The 18,127-nt window shown below is 44.7% G+C and carries 12 protein-coding genes; 9 read left to right on the top strand and 3 right to left on the bottom strand.

The features are described from left to right. The first annotated feature begins 196 nt into the window (after positions 1 to 196). From MASE_RS06195 to MASE_RS06165, 7 genes are all read left to right on the top strand, one after another. Positions 197 to 1,339: a paraquat-inducible protein A gene (locus MASE_RS06195; protein ID WP_110288075.1), complete on the top strand. Its 1,143-nt coding sequence runs from the start codon at positions 197 to 199 to the stop codon at positions 1,337 to 1,339. Continuing rightward, the gene (gene pqiB / locus MASE_RS06190; protein WP_014948894.1) at positions 1,336 to 2,988 is read left to right on the top strand and encodes an intermembrane transport protein PqiB; all 1,653 of its coding nucleotides are present in this window, start codon (positions 1,336 to 1,338) and stop codon (positions 2,986 to 2,988) included. Before MASE_RS06195 ends, pqiB begins: the two co-directional genes overlap by 4 nt. Before the next feature lie 177 nt (positions 2,989 to 3,165). After that, the gene (locus tag MASE_RS06185) at positions 3,166 to 3,777 is read left to right on the top strand and encodes a PqiC family protein (protein WP_014948893.1); all 612 of its coding nucleotides are present in this window, start codon (positions 3,166 to 3,168) and stop codon (positions 3,775 to 3,777) included. 2 nt (positions 3,778 to 3,779) lie between these two features. Further along, entirely contained in the window at positions 3,780 to 4,895 is a 1,116-nt protein-coding gene (locus tag MASE_RS06180) for a GGDEF domain-containing protein (RefSeq protein WP_014948892.1), read from the top strand. A 139-nt stretch (positions 4,896 to 5,034) separates the two neighbouring features. After that, entirely contained in the window at positions 5,035 to 6,183 is a 1,149-nt protein-coding gene (locus MASE_RS06175; RefSeq protein ID WP_014948891.1) for an efflux RND transporter periplasmic adaptor subunit, read from the top strand. 9 nt (positions 6,184 to 6,192) lie between these two features. Beyond that, positions 6,193 to 9,372 (top strand): efflux RND transporter permease subunit, encoded by a 3,180-nt coding sequence (locus tag MASE_RS06170; protein ID WP_014948890.1) that lies wholly within the window; start codon positions 6,193 to 6,195, stop codon positions 9,370 to 9,372. Positions 9,373 to 9,465: 93 nt separating this feature from the next. Continuing rightward, the gene (locus MASE_RS06165; protein ID WP_014948889.1) at positions 9,466 to 9,957 is read left to right on the top strand and encodes a GNAT family N-acetyltransferase; all 492 of its coding nucleotides are present in this window, start codon (positions 9,466 to 9,468) and stop codon (positions 9,955 to 9,957) included. A gap of 94 nt (positions 9,958 to 10,051) precedes the next feature. On the opposite strand, the gene MASE_RS06160 is transcribed toward MASE_RS06165, so the two are convergent. Together MASE_RS06160 and MASE_RS06155 are read right to left on the bottom strand one after the other, a co-directional pair. Then, positions 10,052 to 12,133: a TonB-dependent receptor gene (locus MASE_RS06160; RefSeq protein WP_014948888.1), complete on the bottom strand. Its 2,082-nt coding sequence runs from the start codon at positions 12,131 to 12,133 to the stop codon at positions 10,052 to 10,054. A gap of 509 nt (positions 12,134 to 12,642) precedes the next feature. Next, entirely contained in the window at positions 12,643 to 13,257 is a 615-nt protein-coding gene (locus MASE_RS06155) for a TetR/AcrR family transcriptional regulator (RefSeq protein WP_014948887.1), read from the bottom strand. Positions 13,258 to 13,467: 210 nt separating this feature from the next. On the opposite strand from MASE_RS06155, the gene MASE_RS06150 reads away from it, so the two are divergent. Next, positions 13,468 to 14,550, top strand: a complete 1,083-nt coding sequence (locus MASE_RS06150) for an efflux RND transporter periplasmic adaptor subunit (protein WP_041693425.1) — start codon at positions 13,468 to 13,470, stop codon at positions 14,548 to 14,550. A gap of 3 nt (positions 14,551 to 14,553) precedes the next feature. Beyond that, a complete protein-coding gene (locus MASE_RS06145) occupies positions 14,554 to 17,595 on the top strand; it encodes an efflux RND transporter permease subunit (RefSeq protein ID WP_014948885.1) in 3,042 nt (1,013 codons plus the stop codon). 103 nt (positions 17,596 to 17,698) lie between these two features. On the opposite strand, the gene MASE_RS06140 is transcribed toward MASE_RS06145, so the two are convergent. Then, on the bottom strand, positions 17,699 to 18,118 hold the full coding sequence (locus MASE_RS06140; protein WP_014948884.1) for a CBS domain-containing protein: 420 nt from the start codon (positions 18,116 to 18,118) through the stop codon (positions 17,699 to 17,701). Between the last annotated feature and the right edge of the window lie 9 nt (positions 18,119 to 18,127).

The raw sequence follows: 18,127 nt of genomic DNA, 5'->3' as shown, positions 1-18,127 counted from the left end.
TATACACTACGAATTTCGTTTGCTATTTCCATCACTTAATCGTCAATTATTGTTGTTATACTGCTAAATACGACTGGCTATACTTCCCGACATGCCTGCAATAAGCTATGCTGTTGATTCTAAAAATCAACGGGTTATACCTCTAGGCTGCTATCTATCATACAACGAGCATACAAAAAGTGGCGTGCAAAAGCATATGGCTGAATCAAATACGTTATCTATAGTTTGTGAGCAATGCCATACTCAGGTACACATTCCCGCCCTAGCACACAGGCAACGGGCCGTGTGCCCAGTATGTAACCACACACTAATATCTCATCGCGATGGCGCAAGCGAAAAGTTGCTCGCTTATACTTTCAGTGCTCTGATATTTTTATTACTTTCGTTACCTTTTAACTTTCTGACATTTAAAGCTAGCGGTCAAAAGCACAGTATTGACTTGCCCACCGGCATTACCGTACTCATTGAAAACGATTATTTATCACTAGCGATAATAACCAGCTTAGCGACGTTACTGCTGCCCGGAATGGTACTCGGCGGCCTGCTATTGTTATCGTTAGCTCAAATACAAAACCGACGCCCCTTTTACTTGCCGCGGCTTTACAAACTTGTGAAAGCCCTCTTACCGTGGAGCATGGCAGAAATTTTTCTTGTTGGCACCTTGGTTAGCCTTATCAAAATTACCGAGTTGGCCGACGTTTCCATAGGCCTATCATTTTACGCATTCGTTGGCTTTTCAGCGTTCACGGCTCTTTGTATATCCCAATTTGATCCCACACGCTACGCCATGTGGATGTCTCAAGGCCAACCACCACAACCTAAACCACTGTGTGAAGCACAAGCGCAAGAGAGTATTCAGCGCACGTGGGCGTTGTTGATCACCGCTTGTATCTTATATATTCCTGCTAATGTACTGCCAATTATGTATACTGAATTTTTTGGCCAAGAGACGCCCAATACCATTATTGGTGGTGTCATATCGTTGTGGGAATCGGGCTCGTATCCAGTGGCGATTATTATTTTAGTTGCCAGCGTGGTAGTGCCAGTGGCAAAAATTATTATTCTTGCTTGGCTCAACTTTTCCGTACAGCGAGAGAAAACCACTTCAAAACAATTACGTATACGTTACTACCGCATCACTGAGGCGATAGGCCGCTGGTCGATGATAGACGTTTTTGTTGTAGCAGTGCTGGTATCCCTTATTCAGATGGGGAACACCATGTCTATTTATCCGGGCCAAGCGGCACTCGCCTTTTGTGCCGTTGTATTTGTAACGATGATAGCCGCGATGACGTTTGATTCGAGGCTAATTTGGCAGCAGTGGAAGCAATTACCATGACCACAAACGATCCGAACATTAATGAAGCTAAGGTCAAACCGACCTCGTCCATTTCTCGCATTTGGATTATCCCAATTCTTGTTATCGTTATTGGTGGCTGGATGGTGTACTACCAATGGAAGAATCAGGGCCCTCTTATTACGATAGAGCTGCATTCGGCAACAGGTATTGAGGTAAACAAAACACCAATAAAAGTGCGCGACTTAGATATTGGACAGGTCAAAAAGATAACGCTAAAACCCGACTTAAACGGCGTACTTGTCACGGCCAGAATTGATGCAAGCGCGGCCCATCTACTCAATGAAAATGCAAAATTTTGGGTTGTCGCCCCCCGTATAAGTTTTTCTGAAGTTTCAGGGCTCAACACCCTCTTGTCTGGCAGCTATATTGCTATGTCAGCCCATGATAAAGGCAAAGAGCAACTCCATTTTACGGCACTTGAGCGCCCACCGGTTACGCCTCCTGGCACTCCAGGGCTGCATGTTATGTTAAAAAGTGACGACGAATTTGCCTACAAACCTGGCGATCCTATTATTTATAAAGGGTTTAAAGTTGGCGAGTTTGAAGACGCTACCTTTAATATTGAAGAACGTGTGGTGTATTACGACGCATTTATTGAAGCGCCCTACCATAAACTCATAACCAACACGACACGTTTCTGGGATGTCAGCGGCGTTAAATTGTTGCTTGAATCGAACGGTGTAAGCGTTGAAACAGGCAGCTTGGAAACCCTATTAGCGAACGGTATTACCTTTGGGATCCCTGACGGCGTGCCAAAAGGTGAACAAGTGCTAGATAACGCCTTTTTCACAATTTATGGGGATAGCACATCCGCCTCAGATGCACGTTATAAAGTCGCCGCTGAATACTTGCTACTTATCGATGAAAGTGTGCGAGGTCTAACCGTTGGCGCTCCGGTTGAGTACCGTGGTATTGAAATTGGCAACGTGACTGCTATCAACTCCTTCCCTGCTTTGGATGGCAACATTTTGGAGCGAGATTATCCCATCCCCGTGCTTATTAATATTTACCCTGGCAAAGCAAGGCAGCCAGATACTAAAGAAGGCCTTAGTGCAATAAAGCAAACCATTCGAAACTGGCTAGAAAGAGATCTTCGCGCATCGCTACGCATGGGTAATGTATTAACAGGTGGCTTGTATGTAGATTTACAGCATGTACCCGACGCTGACAGTAACAGCGGCATTGAAGTGATTAACGGCTACGAAGTAATTCCTACTGTTAGTAACGAGTTCACGCAATTGACGCAAAAGGCCGACGCAATTTTAGACAAAATCAATCAGCTTCCGCTTAAGGAAATGGTGGAAAATGTACAGTTAGCCGTTGAAGACATGCGTTTAGCTGCTGAGTCTGTGGAAACGGCAAGCAGCGACTTTGATGTACTTATTGCTGATATTGATGCGAAAGCATTAAATAGTAATCTTAATCAGGTTCTTGTTAGCCTTGATGGCCTGCTTAAAAATTACAGCGAGGGTGGTTTTAACCAGTCTGAGATAAAAGAGACCGTTGATGCGCTGCAAGAAACCATGCGCAACATTCAGCCTTTATTATTAAAGCTAAACCAGTCTCCGAATAGTTTAATATTTTCAAAGGATGATGAAGCGGACATTCAACCTAAAGCGAAGAATTAGCGCAGTAGAGTCAAACAAATGCGCGGTTAATTTTCGAGCAACAATGGCGTAAAAAATGAATGCTCTTTATCCTTGATAATTAGCCAATATTGAGAAAGTAATACGCTACAGTGAATGTCAATTGACAGTATTGCCATAGCGAAACATCCAAAAACAAGGATGGAAGGAATAAATAGAATGATACAGCAGTTTAAGGTTTTCCCATTTCAACCTACAGGTAAAGCACTGTTTATCGGTGTATTTGCGCTTTTCGCCTGCGTATTATCGGCGTGTAGTAGCGCGCCTCGTTCGCTGACATACTACTTACTTCACACCACGGGTGACAGTGCATATACCGTAAACAAAGCATCAACGGCTGTTGTAATAGATAAGATAACCCTACCGGAATATCTCAAACACCGTGGGCTTGTGTACCAAACCAGTGACACCAACTTGCATATCTCAACCAGTCACTTATGGGCCGAACCTGTAGACGAAGGGCTTACTAAGGCCCTAACCAGCGCGTTAGCATCAAAGCAAGTGTCATTGCTTCGCCCCGATCACTACGCAAGTGAAGAAGCCATTCATATGGCGTTGCACCTCAATGATTTTGTCAGCACCTATGAAGGGGAAGTTATTCTATCTGGCCAATATGTGATTACTCACGTGAAAGGCCAAACGCAAAGCTACCCATTTTTATTCAAAACGCCCCTGGAAGATGATGGATTTTCTCCAAGTATCAAAGCAATGAGAAATACTATCCAACAACTCGCAGAAGATATTAGAAAAACTGTGACAAAATCTGCTTAATCATGTTCGGCTCTCTCAAACAATACGTATTTAGTGGTGTAAGCCGTCACTACAAAGATGAAACCAACAGACGCATTATGGTGGTGAACCTTTTTGCGGCAGTGGGTATGTCTATCACGTTCTTGCTTGGCTCCAGGGCTTTTATTGACGGTGAATATTCTCTTTCAACTACGCTCTATACTGCCAGTGTAGTATTTGCTATTTCACAGCGCTTACAAGTTCGGTTTGCGTCAGCCAGAGCTCGTACATGGTCTATAACACTTCTCATTATCTGTTTAATGGTACTGACTCTCCTGCTGCTGATTACCGGTGGTAAAGACAATACCGGTCCCCTTTGGATTTACTTGGTGCCGCCAGTCACTATGTTTTTTGCAGGCTTTGTCAGAGGCCTCATCGCACTTATTGCCTACACGCTAGTTAGCGCCATCGTGCTGTTTGGCTTCAACGACGCTTCATTTGTAGCAAACTACACCTACGCGTTTAAAACTCGTTTACTGTATTCTTTTTTAACCGTTTCATTTCTGTCGGCGTTTTATGAGTACAGTAGACAAAAGAGTTACGACACCGCGCTTTATTTAAGTGAGCAGTTTGAGCGCCAGGCCAAGCATGACCACTTAACTCAGTTGTTAAACCGGCGAGGCGCGCAGCAGTGTCTAGAGCGCGAGTACGCAAGAATGCTGAGAAGCAAACGTAAATTTTCGGTCGCCATTGCAGATATTGACCGCTTTAAAAGTATTAATGACACCTTAGGCCATGAACAAGGTGACGAGGTCCTTCGTCAGATTTCAAAAGTGTTTAGTTCTCGTCTGCGAGGACAAGATATTCTCGCACGGTGGGGTGGCGAAGAATTCATGTTCATCTTTACCGACACTGATGAAGCGGGTGCTGTAAATGCTTTGGAAAATATTCGAGATATTTTGAACAACGCACCGCTTAATATTAACGGTAGCGAGATCCATGTAACGAGTAGTTTCGGGGTGAGCGAAGTGAATCCCGACATAGATATTTCCTGCGCTGTTCGTCGAGCAGACCAAGCACTTTACTATGCCAAAGATAATGGTCGAGATTGCGTGTGTGGATTTTCGTCGTTGAGCTCCCCCTCTTTTTCGGAAAACTAAACCAATTTCCCTGTTTAAATCAGTACGGATAACTGACTTTACACAAAATTGACTCATGTTTAGTTACATTTGCGCTGTATTCCTGAAACACTTTAGCGCTACACTATGTAAAGTATTCGCTATAAAAGTAGATTTAGCCATGAAATGGATGAAAGTTGCACTGCCTATTGGTGTTTTATTAGTAGGCTACTTAGGTATGAAAGGAATCGAAGCCTCTGCCTCTGATAATACTATTACAGAAGAAGTTGATACCCGCCCAACGGTGACTATTGAAGCTTTATCGCCAGAAGACGTGCGCGTTCAACTTACCTCGTATGGCGAAATAACGCCCCTTGAAACCACAAACCTTGCAGCTCAGGTATCGGGAGAAGTTGAGCGCTGGAACCCTAAGTTTGTGAGCGGCGGTCTGGTTCGACGTGGCGAAACCTTATTTGAAATAGAAGCTGACGCATATGAAGCGGCATTGTTGCTGGCTGAAGCTAACCTCGCTAGCGCGCAAGCACAGCTTATCCAAGAGCAAGCCCAAGCTGATGTCGCTGCCAAAGAAGCGAAAACGATGCCTAACGCACGGGTTACTGACCTTTACCTTCGCAAACCTCAAGTGATGAGTGCGCAAGCTGGCGTAAAATCAGCAGAGGCGCAGCTTAAAATCGCCAAGCGTGACTTAGACAACTGTAAGGTAAAAGCACCTTACGATGCACTTATAGTATCGAGAGATATCAGCACTGGTGACTATGTAACTCAAGGCACGCCAGTCGCTGTCATTAACAACATCGAATACGCTGAAGTAACCTTCCCTGTAGCCGGCTTTGACCGTGTTTTTCTAGCAGACAACACCATTGGTAGTGAAATCGCCATCGAAGTAGATGATGTGCAGGGCGCTACTGTAAAAGGTACCATTCACCGTGATACGGGTGTGGTAGATAACACCACGCGTATGAGCTATTTCGTTGCCCGTATTGAAGATCCTTACGCCATCAATTCGTCGAAGCCTATCGTGAAGTTTGGTTCATATAGCACAATCGCATTTGAAGGAAAAACCCTTAGCGACGTATACCGCGTACCTCAAGAGTTGGTAACCAATCGATTGTTATGGACGTTAGATGACGAAGACAGATTAAAATCGCAAAAGGTTAAAGTTGTTCGCGAAGAAAATGGCGACTTCCTTATTCAAGGCGATTTCAATGCCAAAAAAGTCGTGATGAGTTTGCCCGAATATCCTCAAAACGGTATGCCTGTTAAGGTCATTGAGACCACGACCGAAATTGTGACAGCAAAAGCGAACTAAGGAGCTGTCATGGAAAACCACAACGATACACAAGCCGGCATTATTTCTTGGTTCGCCAGAAACTCCGTGGCCGCCAACCTACTGATGATTTTTATCATCATCATGGGGATAGCGAGCTATTTCACTATTCAGCGTCAGATGTTTCCAAACATCGAAATAAACTACATCACCGTTGAAGCCAACTACCCTGGAGCTTCACCTCAAGAGATTGAAGAGAGTATTTTCATTAAAGTTGAGGAAGCGGTAAAAGACATTACTGAGATTAAGCGTACGGTTTCACGTGCATTTCGCGGTGGCGGTGCAGTTACACTGGAAATTGATACCAAAGCTGAATTAACAGATGTACTTGATAAGGTGAAGCTTCGCGTTGACAGTATTGCCACCTTCCCTGCAGGCATGGAGCCGGTTAATGTTTCCCAAGTAGAGTTCCAGCAGCAAGTTATCGAAATGCCTATTGTCGGTGACTTGCCTTTATCAGAACTCAAAGTACTGGCAAAAGAGGTGGAAGATGAGCTTCTACAACTTGGCTCTATCTCTTTGGTTGAAGCCAATACGCCGGACGATGAAATTGCCATCGAAATTAAACCTGATACGCTTAGGAAGTACGGTTTAACTATTGCCGATGTCACACAGGCAATTAATAGTTACTCTGCCAACATTTCCGCAGGTCAGCTTAGAACTAACTCAGGTATCGTATCGGTACGTGTTGAAAACCAGTACTACAGCGGCGATGAGTTTAAGCAAATCCCTATTAAAATTGGCACAGGCGGCGCTAAGGTAACCTTGGGCGATGTCGCTTATATCAACGATGGATTTGTTGAAGGTGAACGCTACTTTAAATACAACGGCATGAACGCTATCTACATTGCCGTTAAAGCCACTAAAACCCAAAACACCATTCCTGTAGCCGAAACCGTAAAAGCCTATATTGATCAGAAAAACGAAAGCCTTCCTCAAGGAGTAAGCCTAGAAATTCTGGTTGATATGACCTATTACCTTAACGCTCGTTTAGACATGATGTTGTCGAACCTGGTTCAAGGCTCAATTCTAGTGGCGCTAATGTTAACCCTGTTCTTGCGCTTTAGGCTTGCCGTGTGGGTTATGGTTGGTTTACCGGTATGTTTCCTTGGTGCCATGATGCTAATGCCTTTGTTTGGTGTAAGCATAAACATCCTTTCGCTGTTCGCATTTATCATGGTACTGGGTATTGTGGTTGATGATGCGATCGTTATTGGCGAGAGTGCTTACACCGAAATTGAAAGCAAAGGTGGCGGTGTTGACAATGTAATCCGCGGTGCCAAGCGCGTAGCTACGCCCGCCACATTCGGTGTTTTAACCACTATCGCCGTGTTTGCTCCGTTTACGCTAAGCAGCGGGCCTGAAGGCGCGTTCTTCTATAATATCGCTGTTGTCGTAATTTTGTGTTTAGCATTCAGTCTAGTTGAATCTAAGCTCATTCTGCCGGCCCACTTAGCCCACACTAAATTTTCCCCAGTTAAACAAAATAGCTGGCGGTCGCGTTTTAACAAGCGATTCTTTGCTTTTGTTAACGGTCCTTACAAGCGTTCTCTAGCGAAAGCGATTGAATGGCGCTGGGCTGTACTCATGATGTTCGTCGCAATGCTAATGCTAAGTATGGGGCTTATTGGTGCTAATTACGTAAGAATGGTCCCCAATCCGAAAGTACCTCATGACTTCCCAAGCGTTAAAATAGAGATGAATGAAAACGTCTCAGATTTAGCAACCATTAACGCGTTAAAAATTGTTGAGCAAACAATCTTAGACGTTGAAGAACAAATCATCGATGAGTTTGGTCAAGGCATGATAAGAGACCGCCTGGCGTTTAACGATGACAGAACTGAAGGCCGTATTTTAACGCCGTTAGTTAATGAAGAAGACCGCCCTATTGACACGTTTGAGCTTGCTCGTCGCTGGCGCGAAGCCATTCCTGAAATTACCGGCATGAAATCATTTACCGTAGTTGATGACGTAAACGGTGATGGCGATGACGGCGAATTTGGCTATTTACTCTTTGGTCCTGATATCGACACGCTTAACGCTGCAGGCCTTAAATTTATTGAAATGCTGCAGCAGCAAGAGGGCTTGTTTGACGTTAGCTCAACTATCGACCCTCCAAGCAAAGAAGTACAAATGACATTGCTTCCAGTTGCGTACGATTTAGGTCTTACTCTGTCTAATATCGCTTCTCAAGTAGGTGCAGGCTTCTACGGCGGCGAGGCACAACGTGTTATTCGAAACGGTGAAGAAGTGAAAGTAATGGTGCGCTACCCAGAACTTACCCGCGAACGCTTCGCCGACTTGAAGTACTCTTTGATCACCACGCCTAATGGTCAGGAAGTTATGCTGGGTGACGTTGTGGCCTTAGAGGAGAAACCAGGTATAAGCTACATTCGCCGTGAAGGTGGATACCGTAGCGTTTACATTTGGGGCAATATCGATGAAGAAAAGATTGAGCCAAACGAAGTGGTCACTGAAATTAGAGAGAAGCTACTTCCTCAATTAAAAGAGTCGTTTCCGTCGGTTATGACTGAACTTGGTGGTGACATTGAGGAGCAGCAAGCGCAACAGAATGAGCAGATATTGTTTTTCTTAGCTGCCATGATCATGGTGTATATCCTTCTTGCTGTACCACTTAAAAGTTATGGGCAACCACTTATTATCATGTCGGTTATCCCATTTAGCTTTACAGGCGCAGTCTTCGGCCACTTTGTGCTGGGCTTAGACTTATCTATGATGTCTAACTTTGGCCTAATCGCTGCGGCAGGGGTTGTTATCAATGACTCACTAGTTATGACTGACTTTGTGAACCAGCGCCGTGCACAAGGCTACAGCATTAAAGAAGCGGTGACCGAAGCTGGTACCGCGCGCTTCCGAGCGATTACGTTAACCTCAATCACTACGTTTGTGGGCGTACTGCCCATTATGTTTGAAACAAGCCTACAGGCAGCGTTTGTTGTACCAATGGCCGCAGCACTCGGTTTTGCTGTACTTTACGCTACGCTTGTAACGCTTATATTGGTGCCGTGCTTGTACTTAATACTGCTTGATTTACGTGGTCCGTTTACGTTTATTAAGCGCAAGATTTTACGCAAAAAGCCTACTAAGGATAACGACGGCAATAGTACTTCGCACACACATGTACCTCAGCCAAGTGCATCGATGGACTAGCTTTTATCGCTGAGAAAAGCTACAAACACCTAACTGTTTTAAAATGAGCCTTTATTGGCTCATTTTTTTTGATTATTTATGATGGGAGTCACCATGAGCAACACCATTTCAATAAGACCAGCCACGCCTGAGGATATTTCACAAATTCGCCAGTTCATTCTGGAACTTGCTATTTATGAAAAAGCAGAGCATGAAGTAGAAGCAGATGAAGAAGCGCTACTTAAAACATTATTCGGAGAAGGCGCAACCGCGCATTGTGTAATGTGTGAAAGTGATGACACGCCTATTGGTTTCGCTGTGTATTTCTTTAATTACTCTACGTGGCAAGGACGCAATGGACTCTACCTTGAAGATTTGTATGTTTCACCAAAATCACGTGGCCTGGGTGCAGGGAAAGCATTATTGCAACACTTAGCTAAAACAGCGGTAGAAAACGACTGCGGGCGTTTCGAATGGAGCGTTTTAGACTGGAACAAACCAGCTATCGATTTTTACGAGTCACTTGGCGCTAAACCAAAGAGTGAATGGTTAGGCTATCGTATGGATGGACAGACACTTATCGACTTTGCAAAGCAAGGCGAATAGAGCACAAAGCCTCTAAATACAAAGTGCAGAGACAAAAAAAGCCATTCGCTTTTGCGAATGGCTTTTAAACAATATTTTAAAACTGACGGCTAGTTTAGAAAGAACCAATCAGTGATAGACGCGCATTAATTGGCGCACCTACTGTTACCTGATGCGTAGAGTGTGCATTCGGGAAGTAAAGCGTATCAGTCAAGTTTTCAACGTTTAACTGAAGGCGCATTTTGTCGCTAAGCGTGTAGTAAGCAGACGCATCAACACGCGTATAGCTAGGTAGTACAGGCGATGAAGCACTTGTCGATACCTTACTTTCGTCCTGATATGTAGCACCAATGCCGAAGCCAAATACTTCATTCACTTCGTAGGTTGTCCACACAGACATCGTATTTTCAGGCAGCTCACGAAGCTCTACGCCACTTGCGTTTTCGCCATCAAGGTTGCTGTAGTTTGCAGTAATATACCACTTGTCTGTGATATAACCTTGCAGCTGTAGCTCAAAACCAGATACATCTGAATCAACTTCAACAAAGCTTTCAGGGTCATTCGGGTCGTTATCCAATGACGTCTGCTCGTTCTCAAAGATAGCTGCTGTAAAGCTCATGCTGTCGTTGAAGTCCCACTTAACACCAATTTCTTGGTTCGTGAACGTGTCTGGATCTAGCGCGTTTGCGTCGCCATTAATATTCGCATATTGCTCGCCGCTGCGTGGCAAGAATGACTCACTGTAGCTAGCGTATATAGAGATATTTTTCTGTGGCTTATACACTAGGCCAGCACGCGGTGACACTTCTTCGTCTTTTCTGCTGCGTGTCTCTAAAACTTCAGGATCCGCGTTGAATACTTCAATATCGAAGCTGTCAAAACGTGCACCTAGTACAAGGTCGAAGTTGTCTGATAGTGCAATTTCATCTTGAACATAGAAAGAGTATACATCTAAGTCTACATGCGTATCGTCGTTCAAGTCAGAGAAGTCTGCTGTAACTGTTACGCCTTCAGCATTTGTACCAGTTAAACCACGGAAGCTTAACGGACGTGAAATATTAAACGTTTCTCTATCACCGTCAGTGGAATCAAACACAGGGTTGTAACGATCTTGGTTTGACTTGGTATTAATAACCTCACCACCGAAGATAACCGTGTGCCCAATGCTTCCCGTTTCAAATTCGCCAACTAGGTTAGAAGACAAGATCATGTTTTCACGCTGCGTAGTATCAACGTATCCGTCTAGCGTTACTTGCTCAGTCTCAGCGTTATAACCTGCCGCATAAAAGTTCGAGTAAACTTTGTCATAGTCACCGTAAAAAGCGTTGAAGTTACCTTTCAGGTTATCAGAGAAAGTGTGCTCAACGTTTGCACGGAACACGTCAGCGCCCAATGTTTGGTAGTTGTTATCTGGATCGCCAAACACGATTTCTTCAAACGCTTCTACTGGTTCACCGTTGGCAGTTGGCACACCGCGGTCAATAAAGCGCTCGTGGTCGATATATTCATATGACACATCAACAATTGTGTCATCGCTTAGCTCAAAGCGTGCCGTTGGGTTGAAGCCGTAACGGTCTCCGTAGAAGAAGTCGCGATGGTTGTCTAGGCTTTCGTACATGGCGTTAATGCGCAGGGCCGACTTATCGCCCGTGTCAACATTGGTGTCTAACTGTAAGTTATATGCACCAAACGTATTAGCAGATACGTTGTAGTTTACAAACTTATCGCTCGTTTTCGCTTTCTTAGATACACGATTTAAGATACCGCCCGTACCACCGCGACCGAATAGCAACGCATTTGGGCCACGAAGAATCTCTACCTGCTCAACATTGTAAAGTGCACGGTAGTATTGAACGTCATCACGGTTACCATCTAAGTAGAAATCTGCAGTAGAGCGCACACCACGGAATACTACCGAGTCGCGGTGACCTTCACCTTGCGATGTATTAACACCTGGTGCGTAGTCAATAATTTGTCCAATGCTAGTAATACCGCGAGCCGTTATTTCTTCAGCCGTAATAATCGACAAGCTCTGTGGCACGTCGATAATAGGTGTAGGGCTTTTAATTGAGTTGGACTGGTTAACCGAAAGGTACTTACCTTTCACCGTTAGTCTCTCAATATCTTCCATATCAGCAGCAAAAGTTGCTGGGCTTAGAATTATCGCAGCAGCAATACTCGTAAGTTTGAATTTCAAAATTGCTCTCCAAGTGTTCTGTAAGTGTTGTGTGTTTACTTTTAAAAATCTGTAAAACCCTATTATCACGACCCGGCTTTCTGCCGAATTTTGCAATTGCAAATAATAATAGTTGTTATTTTTGGTCGGGATATTATAAAAATTTAGAACAAATGACGAGAGCAAAAGCGACAAAATTTAAAAACTCTTTATAAATTTTCTTAATTTATTAGATGAATAAGACTCAAATTGCGCCAAAATAGACTAAAGAATAAGCAGATGAATATATTTCGTACGATTGTAGAGGCGCATATTGCAGGTGTCGGAGGACGAGCGACAGGGAGAACAAACAGCTAAGTGAAAAGGTATTTACTGGCTACATCATCTGAAGTGTAGTCCGTTTGAATCAAAAGGGATCTGTGAAGTTAGCGCGAAGACGGATAAGCGGAAAAAATGTTTGGGAAGTAAAAGTTCAATGGCCCTTCAATACTGAAAGAGCCTTGAACAAACTCATCGATATAGCCTGCCAACTACACAACAGCATAGCGGCTTAAAATCAAAGCCACTGTGTTTTTTGCTAAGCTCTTCTTATCGTTATCGCTGAGGGAATCTTCAATTTTGAACAGCTGAGGCCAAAAGCACTGCCCTTTTACTAAGCTATCAATTTCATCGACAACCCGATCCAAGTCGTCAAATGCGAGTTTATTGTCGGCTTTGGCATCCTTTAACCAGCGGTGCATAGCCGTCTCTTGGGCTTTTAATTGCGCAACTTCATCTTTTAGCTTTTCCGGCTCGTAGAAGAAGTGGCCAATCGCAACCCGAGCTAAATCGAGGTGTGATTCACTCACCATAAACTCAATGTCTTGCAAAATAAGGTCTTCTAGCTGCTCGTCTAGCGGAAGCGTAGCATCGTACTTTTTATTAATATTTAAAATAGCTGTTTGCCACTGCTGCGTAACCAAATGCATCACCAGCTCTTCTTTTGTAGAAAAGTGATTGTACACAGTGCGCTTTGACACATTTGCCAGTTCAGCCAGCTTATCCATGCTTGTGCCGTTTACGCCAAACTCTTGGAACGCCTGTGTTGCTGCCTGAATAATGGCTTCGCGTTTGATGTCGCTACGCGTACGTGTGTTGCCTACCATATGGAAATTCTCAAAATTAGTTATCCGCTACATTAACCCGATCATTTTACACCGAACAGTTTACTTTTCAATGCGACCGCACTAAAATGCACTCACCAGTTTACTTTAGGTAATGACTATCTTTGCTGCCGTTGTGCATACCATCACTACCTGGGGTTTACACATCTATACTTTAATTACCCTGACTATGGATTACATACACCTATGTCCATGATGCGATTCTCTCACATTTTATTTTTAAGCGTTTTATCGGTTTCCACTTTAAGTGCATGTTCTTCCGAAGAGCCTGCCGAGCAACAAGCAAACGTTGCACCTCGTTATGTCAAACTCGCTACGGTTAGCAACATTCCAGACTTTGACGAATTCACTTTCCCTGCCGTTGTATCGGCAGTGAAAACCGTCGATTTAAGCTTTGAAGTTTCAGGTCGCCTTATCCAGACCGACTTGGTGACAGGCAGTGATATCAATAAAGGCAAGTTACTGGCCACTATTGATCGTAAACCATTCGAAAGACGCGTGGACGAGTCTACGACACGACTTGATCAGGCCAAACGAGAGCTTGATAGAATTGAGAAAATGTTCGCTCAAAAGCTAGTTGCACAGAGCTCTCTGGATACTGCAAAAACATCTTACGAACTAGCAGTTATCGACTTAAAAAATGCAGAGCAAGATTTGAGCTACACACAGCTATATGCTCCTTTTGATGCAAAGGTATCTCAACGACTTGTTGAAAATAACAGTTTTGTTGCCGCAGGTACGCCGATTGCTCGCCTGCAAGATGTATCTAAAATATACTTCAACATTAATGTTCCTGAGCGCTTACTTACTGCCAATATTGGCCGTGGGATAAAACAAGCCAGCGCCACATTAGCCACCAATCGCAGTCAGTGGTATCCGGTGAACTATGTAGAGCACTCTACCCAACCTGATCCTGTGTCGCAAACTTATGAAGTGGTGTTTGCCATGGAGCCTCGCGAAGAACTCCCCCTAACACCGGGCGCGCGCGCAGTGGTAAAAGTCAGCCTACAAGGTAGCCTTTATCCAGAAGGCTTTGTTGTGCCAGTAAGAGCACTTGTAGGTGACAAGGACTCAGGCTTTGCAGTGTGGGTATATAACAATGAAACAAGTTCAGTGGCCAAGCAAGCTGTAAACGTTAAGCATATTGAAAATGAGCTAGCGATTATTGAGGCTAAGAGCCAGGGCGAAATCACCCTTGGCCAGCAAGTGGTTGCTGCTGGAGCAACACAAATGCGTGCAGACATGAAAGTGCTTCCTTACCAAGGAGAGAAGTAATTTATGGATATCGCACGCTATTCAATTGATAAGCCCGTCAACATTTGGCTAATGGTAGTCATCCTGCTTTTAGGCGGCGTTTTGGCTATGAGTAAAATTGGTCGCTTAGAAGACCCTGCGTTTACTATCAAACAGGTAAAGGTATACACCAACTATCCTGGAGCCAGTGCTGAAAAGGTAGAACGTGAAGTCACTGAACGCTTGGAAATTGCCATTCAGCAAATGCCGCAGTTAAAGGAAGTGACGTCAGTTTCATCGCCGGGCCTTTCAGAGATTACCGTTGAAGTTAAGAGTACTTACGACAGTAACCTCTTGCCACAGATTTGGGATGAGTTGAGAAAGCGACTTCGCGACACCGCAAGCTCGTTGCCAACGGGGGCACAAAACCCAGTGGTATTTGATGATTTCGGTGACGTTTACGGGCTTTATTACGCGTTAAGCGCACCTGATTTCGATACTCGGGAGCTTCGAGAATTCGCCCGCATTATTCGACGTGACCTACTTACTACTGAAGGCGTTGCCAAGGTAAATGTAACTGGCGTTCAAAAAGAACAGATAGTGGCCTATATCAACCCTTATCAACTCGCGGGCTTAGGCATTTCATTTCCTGATCTCGCCTCTCTTTTTGAAGACAACCTGCGCCCGTTCAACGGCGGTCGTATTAAAGTTGACGAAAAAAATGTGCGCCTAATTGTAGAGCGCGCACCAGACAGACTAGAAGAAATATCTAATCTGTCAGTGGTAGTGCCTGGCACAAACCGTTCCCTTCGGGTTGCTGATATTGCCACGCTAAAGTTAGAGCCTGCCGACATACAGCCCGTTCATGTACGCTACAACGGCGAAGAAGCACTTACGCTTTCAGTATCAGCGTTGACCGACGTTAACATTGTTGATGTGGGCGAGCGCGTTAACGCAAAAGTAGAAAAGCTGCTTCAAGAACTGCCTGTCGGTATTACGCTTACGCCTATTTACGATCAGGCCTCAGTCGTCGACGAATCGGTTACTGGCTTTATTAATAACCTCGTTATGTCGGTGGCGGTTGTTACCTTAACGCTATGTTTGTTCATGGGATGGCGCTCAGGCGTGGTAGTTGGCTCTGTGCTTCTTGTCACCGTACTAGGTACTATTCTAATCATGTGGCTTATGGATATTCAGCTTCAAAGGATATCACTTGGTGCCATGGTTATCGCCATGGGTATGCTGGTAGATAACGCTATCGTAGTTGCTGAGGGGATGATGCTGCGCATGGCCACCGGCTCTACAGCCAAAGAATCAGCCAGCTTTATTGTTAAGCGAACGCAGTGGCCCTTACTTGGCGCAACCGTTATCGGTATTGCGGCTTTTTCAGGCATAGGCCTTTCAAACGATGCTACAGGCGAGTTTCTTTATTCATTGTTTGCCGTAGTATTGGTCTCCCTCATGATAAGTTGGGTATTAGCGGTAACCTTGGTGCCCGTGCTTGGCGCATATTTTTACCGCAAAGGTATTGGGCAATCCACAGGTAACGAACTCTCTGCATCACAACGCTGGTTTAAGCGTGCACTTTTAGGCGCACTTAAGCTTCGTTGGGTAACCATTGGTGCACTGTTTGTTATTACTATCGTGGCTTATGGAAGTTTTGGCATGGTAAAACAAGGCTTCTTCCCTCCGTCAAACGCGCCGCTGTTCTTTGTGCATTATTGGGGCCCGCAAGATAGAGATATACGTGCCACTGAAGTCATTGCAAAAGAAGCTGAAGCTCGTATTTTGGGAATGGAAAACGTCACGGCTGTAACCACCTTTATAGGGCAAGGCGCCGATCGTTTCACCCTAACTTATGCACCTAAAAGTGCTAACGAAAACTATGCCTTTTTCATGGTTCGTGCGAATGAACTTGATAATATTCCGGCTATTCAAAGTGCGCTTTCGAGTAAGCTTACCGACCTGGACTTCGACGCTAGCTTTTATATGGAACGCATGCAGTTTGGCCCTGGCTCTGGTGCAAAACTTGAGGCCCGTTTTTCAGGCCCTGATACTGAGGTACTTCGCGAACTGGCGGATGAAGCCAAAGCACTGCTTTTTGCTGACGGACAAGTGAAAGACGTTCGACATAACTGGCGTGAAAAAGGCTTTGCCATTAATACGCAATTTGACAACTACAACGCAGGGATTGCTGGCGTTTCGCATAGTGACTTTAGCCAGACCATACAGTATGCAAGTAGCGGCGTTCAGCTAGGTACGGTGCAAGACGGTGATTATGCTTACAACATTATTGCAAAGATGGGTAAGGCTGAAGATACCGAGCTTCAATCAATACGTGAATCACAAGTATGGTCTACGCAACAGCGCCAGTATGTGCCTTTCACGCAGGTATCTCAGGGCTTGGAGTTAATGACCGAAGAAATGCGTATTCACCGTCGCGACCGCGTTCGCACCATTACGGTAGAAGCTGAGCCGGGTGACGATGAAACTGCAGCCAAAGCGTTAGCGAGAATCCGCCCACTTATTGAAGACATAGAACTTCCAGCTGGATATTCATTAGAATGGGGTGGCGAATTTGAAAGCTCTAGCGATGCACAAAAAGCGCTGGGCGCTGGCTTGCCTGCTGGCTTCCTAGTCATGTTTATTATCTCAGTGTTGCTATTCGGTCATGCTCGTCAGCCGCTGATTATCTGGCTTGTAGTACCTATGGCTATTGTTGGTGTAGTCTCTGGTTTATTGGGTACCGATATGCCGTTTGGCTTTATGTCGCTACTCGGCTTTTTAAGCTTGTTTGGCATGCTTATTAAGAACGCTATTGTACTTATTGAAGAAATTGACCTTCAGATAGAAGAAGGCTTAGCCATTCGCCAAGCGATTGTTGACGCTACGATCAGCCGTGTACGCCCTGTTTCACTGGCGGCGGTAACGACCATTTTAGGTATGGCGCCGCTGCTGTTCGACGCCTTCTTTGCCGATATGGCAGTGACCATTATGGGTGGCCTGGCCTTTGCGACGGTACTTACACTTATCGCTGTGCCCGTACTCTACAGTTTGCTGTTTAAAGTCAGCTACCGCAAAAGCTAACGCTTTAAAACTAACGGTCTCTTTACCGCAATTTATAAACGCAGGTAGAGAGACCACTCCCCTTTAAAGCGGTGTTCACTATTAATAACATACGAGTACCGACCTAACGCTTTGCCTCTACCCTACTTTGCATAAACTTCATCACATCGCGCCACGACACCATTCCTACTGGATGCCTTTTCGTGTCGATAATAGGAATGCAGGAAATTTTATGGGTATTAAAAAGCTCAATAGCCGAATAAACAGAGTCACTTGGGTTAAGTGTAATGACTTCACGAGTCATGATTTGGTGCGCTTTTTTATCCAATGTAGCGCGATCAAGCTTTCGTTCGCTTAGGGTATCTACAAAAGGACTAATCGATTTCATCAAGTCTCTGTCAGATATAATCCCCTGCAGCTTATTGTCATGCACCACGACCAAATGATGAAACCCCGTAGCAGCAAAGAGCTCGCGCAATGACTGTAAACTGTCATCCATGTGCACGCTAACCACCCGCGTAGACATAATTTTAGCAATGCTCATTAATACTCC

The sequence above is a fragment of the Alteromonas macleodii ATCC 27126 genome (assembly GCF_000172635.2).
GTDB lineage: Bacteria > Pseudomonadota > Gammaproteobacteria > Enterobacterales > Alteromonadaceae > Alteromonas > Alteromonas macleodii.
The sequence above is the reverse complement of the archived record's forward strand: the minus strand, read 5'-3'. Positions and strand labels throughout refer to the sequence as shown.

What these genes read in the sequence shown, in the direction of transcription:
- MASE_RS06195 (WP_110288075.1), top strand. Translation starts at nt 197, where the DNA reads ATGGCTGAATCAAATACGTTATCTATAGTTTGTGAGCAATGCCATACT.
- pqiB (WP_014948894.1), top strand. Translation starts at nt 1,336, where the DNA reads ATGACCACAAACGATCCGAACATTAATGAAGCTAAGGTCAAACCGACC.
- MASE_RS06185 (WP_014948893.1), top strand. Translation starts at nt 3,166, where the DNA reads ATGATACAGCAGTTTAAGGTTTTCCCATTTCAACCTACAGGTAAAGCA.
- MASE_RS06180 (WP_014948892.1), top strand. Translation starts at nt 3,780, where the DNA reads ATGTTCGGCTCTCTCAAACAATACGTATTTAGTGGTGTAAGCCGTCAC.
- MASE_RS06175 (WP_014948891.1), top strand. Translation starts at nt 5,035, where the DNA reads ATGAAATGGATGAAAGTTGCACTGCCTATTGGTGTTTTATTAGTAGGC.
- MASE_RS06170 (WP_014948890.1), top strand. Translation starts at nt 6,193, where the DNA reads ATGGAAAACCACAACGATACACAAGCCGGCATTATTTCTTGGTTCGCC.
- MASE_RS06165 (WP_014948889.1), top strand. Translation starts at nt 9,466, where the DNA reads ATGAGCAACACCATTTCAATAAGACCAGCCACGCCTGAGGATATTTCA.
- MASE_RS06155 (WP_014948887.1), bottom strand. Translation starts at nt 13,257, where the DNA reads ATGGTAGGCAACACACGTACGCGTAGCGACATCAAACGCGAAGCCATT.
- MASE_RS06150 (WP_041693425.1), top strand. Translation starts at nt 13,468, where the DNA reads ATGATGCGATTCTCTCACATTTTATTTTTAAGCGTTTTATCGGTTTCC.
- MASE_RS06145 (WP_014948885.1), top strand. Translation starts at nt 14,554, where the DNA reads ATGGATATCGCACGCTATTCAATTGATAAGCCCGTCAACATTTGGCTA.
- MASE_RS06140 (WP_014948884.1), bottom strand. Translation starts at nt 18,118, where the DNA reads ATGAGCATTGCTAAAATTATGTCTACGCGGGTGGTTAGCGTGCACATG.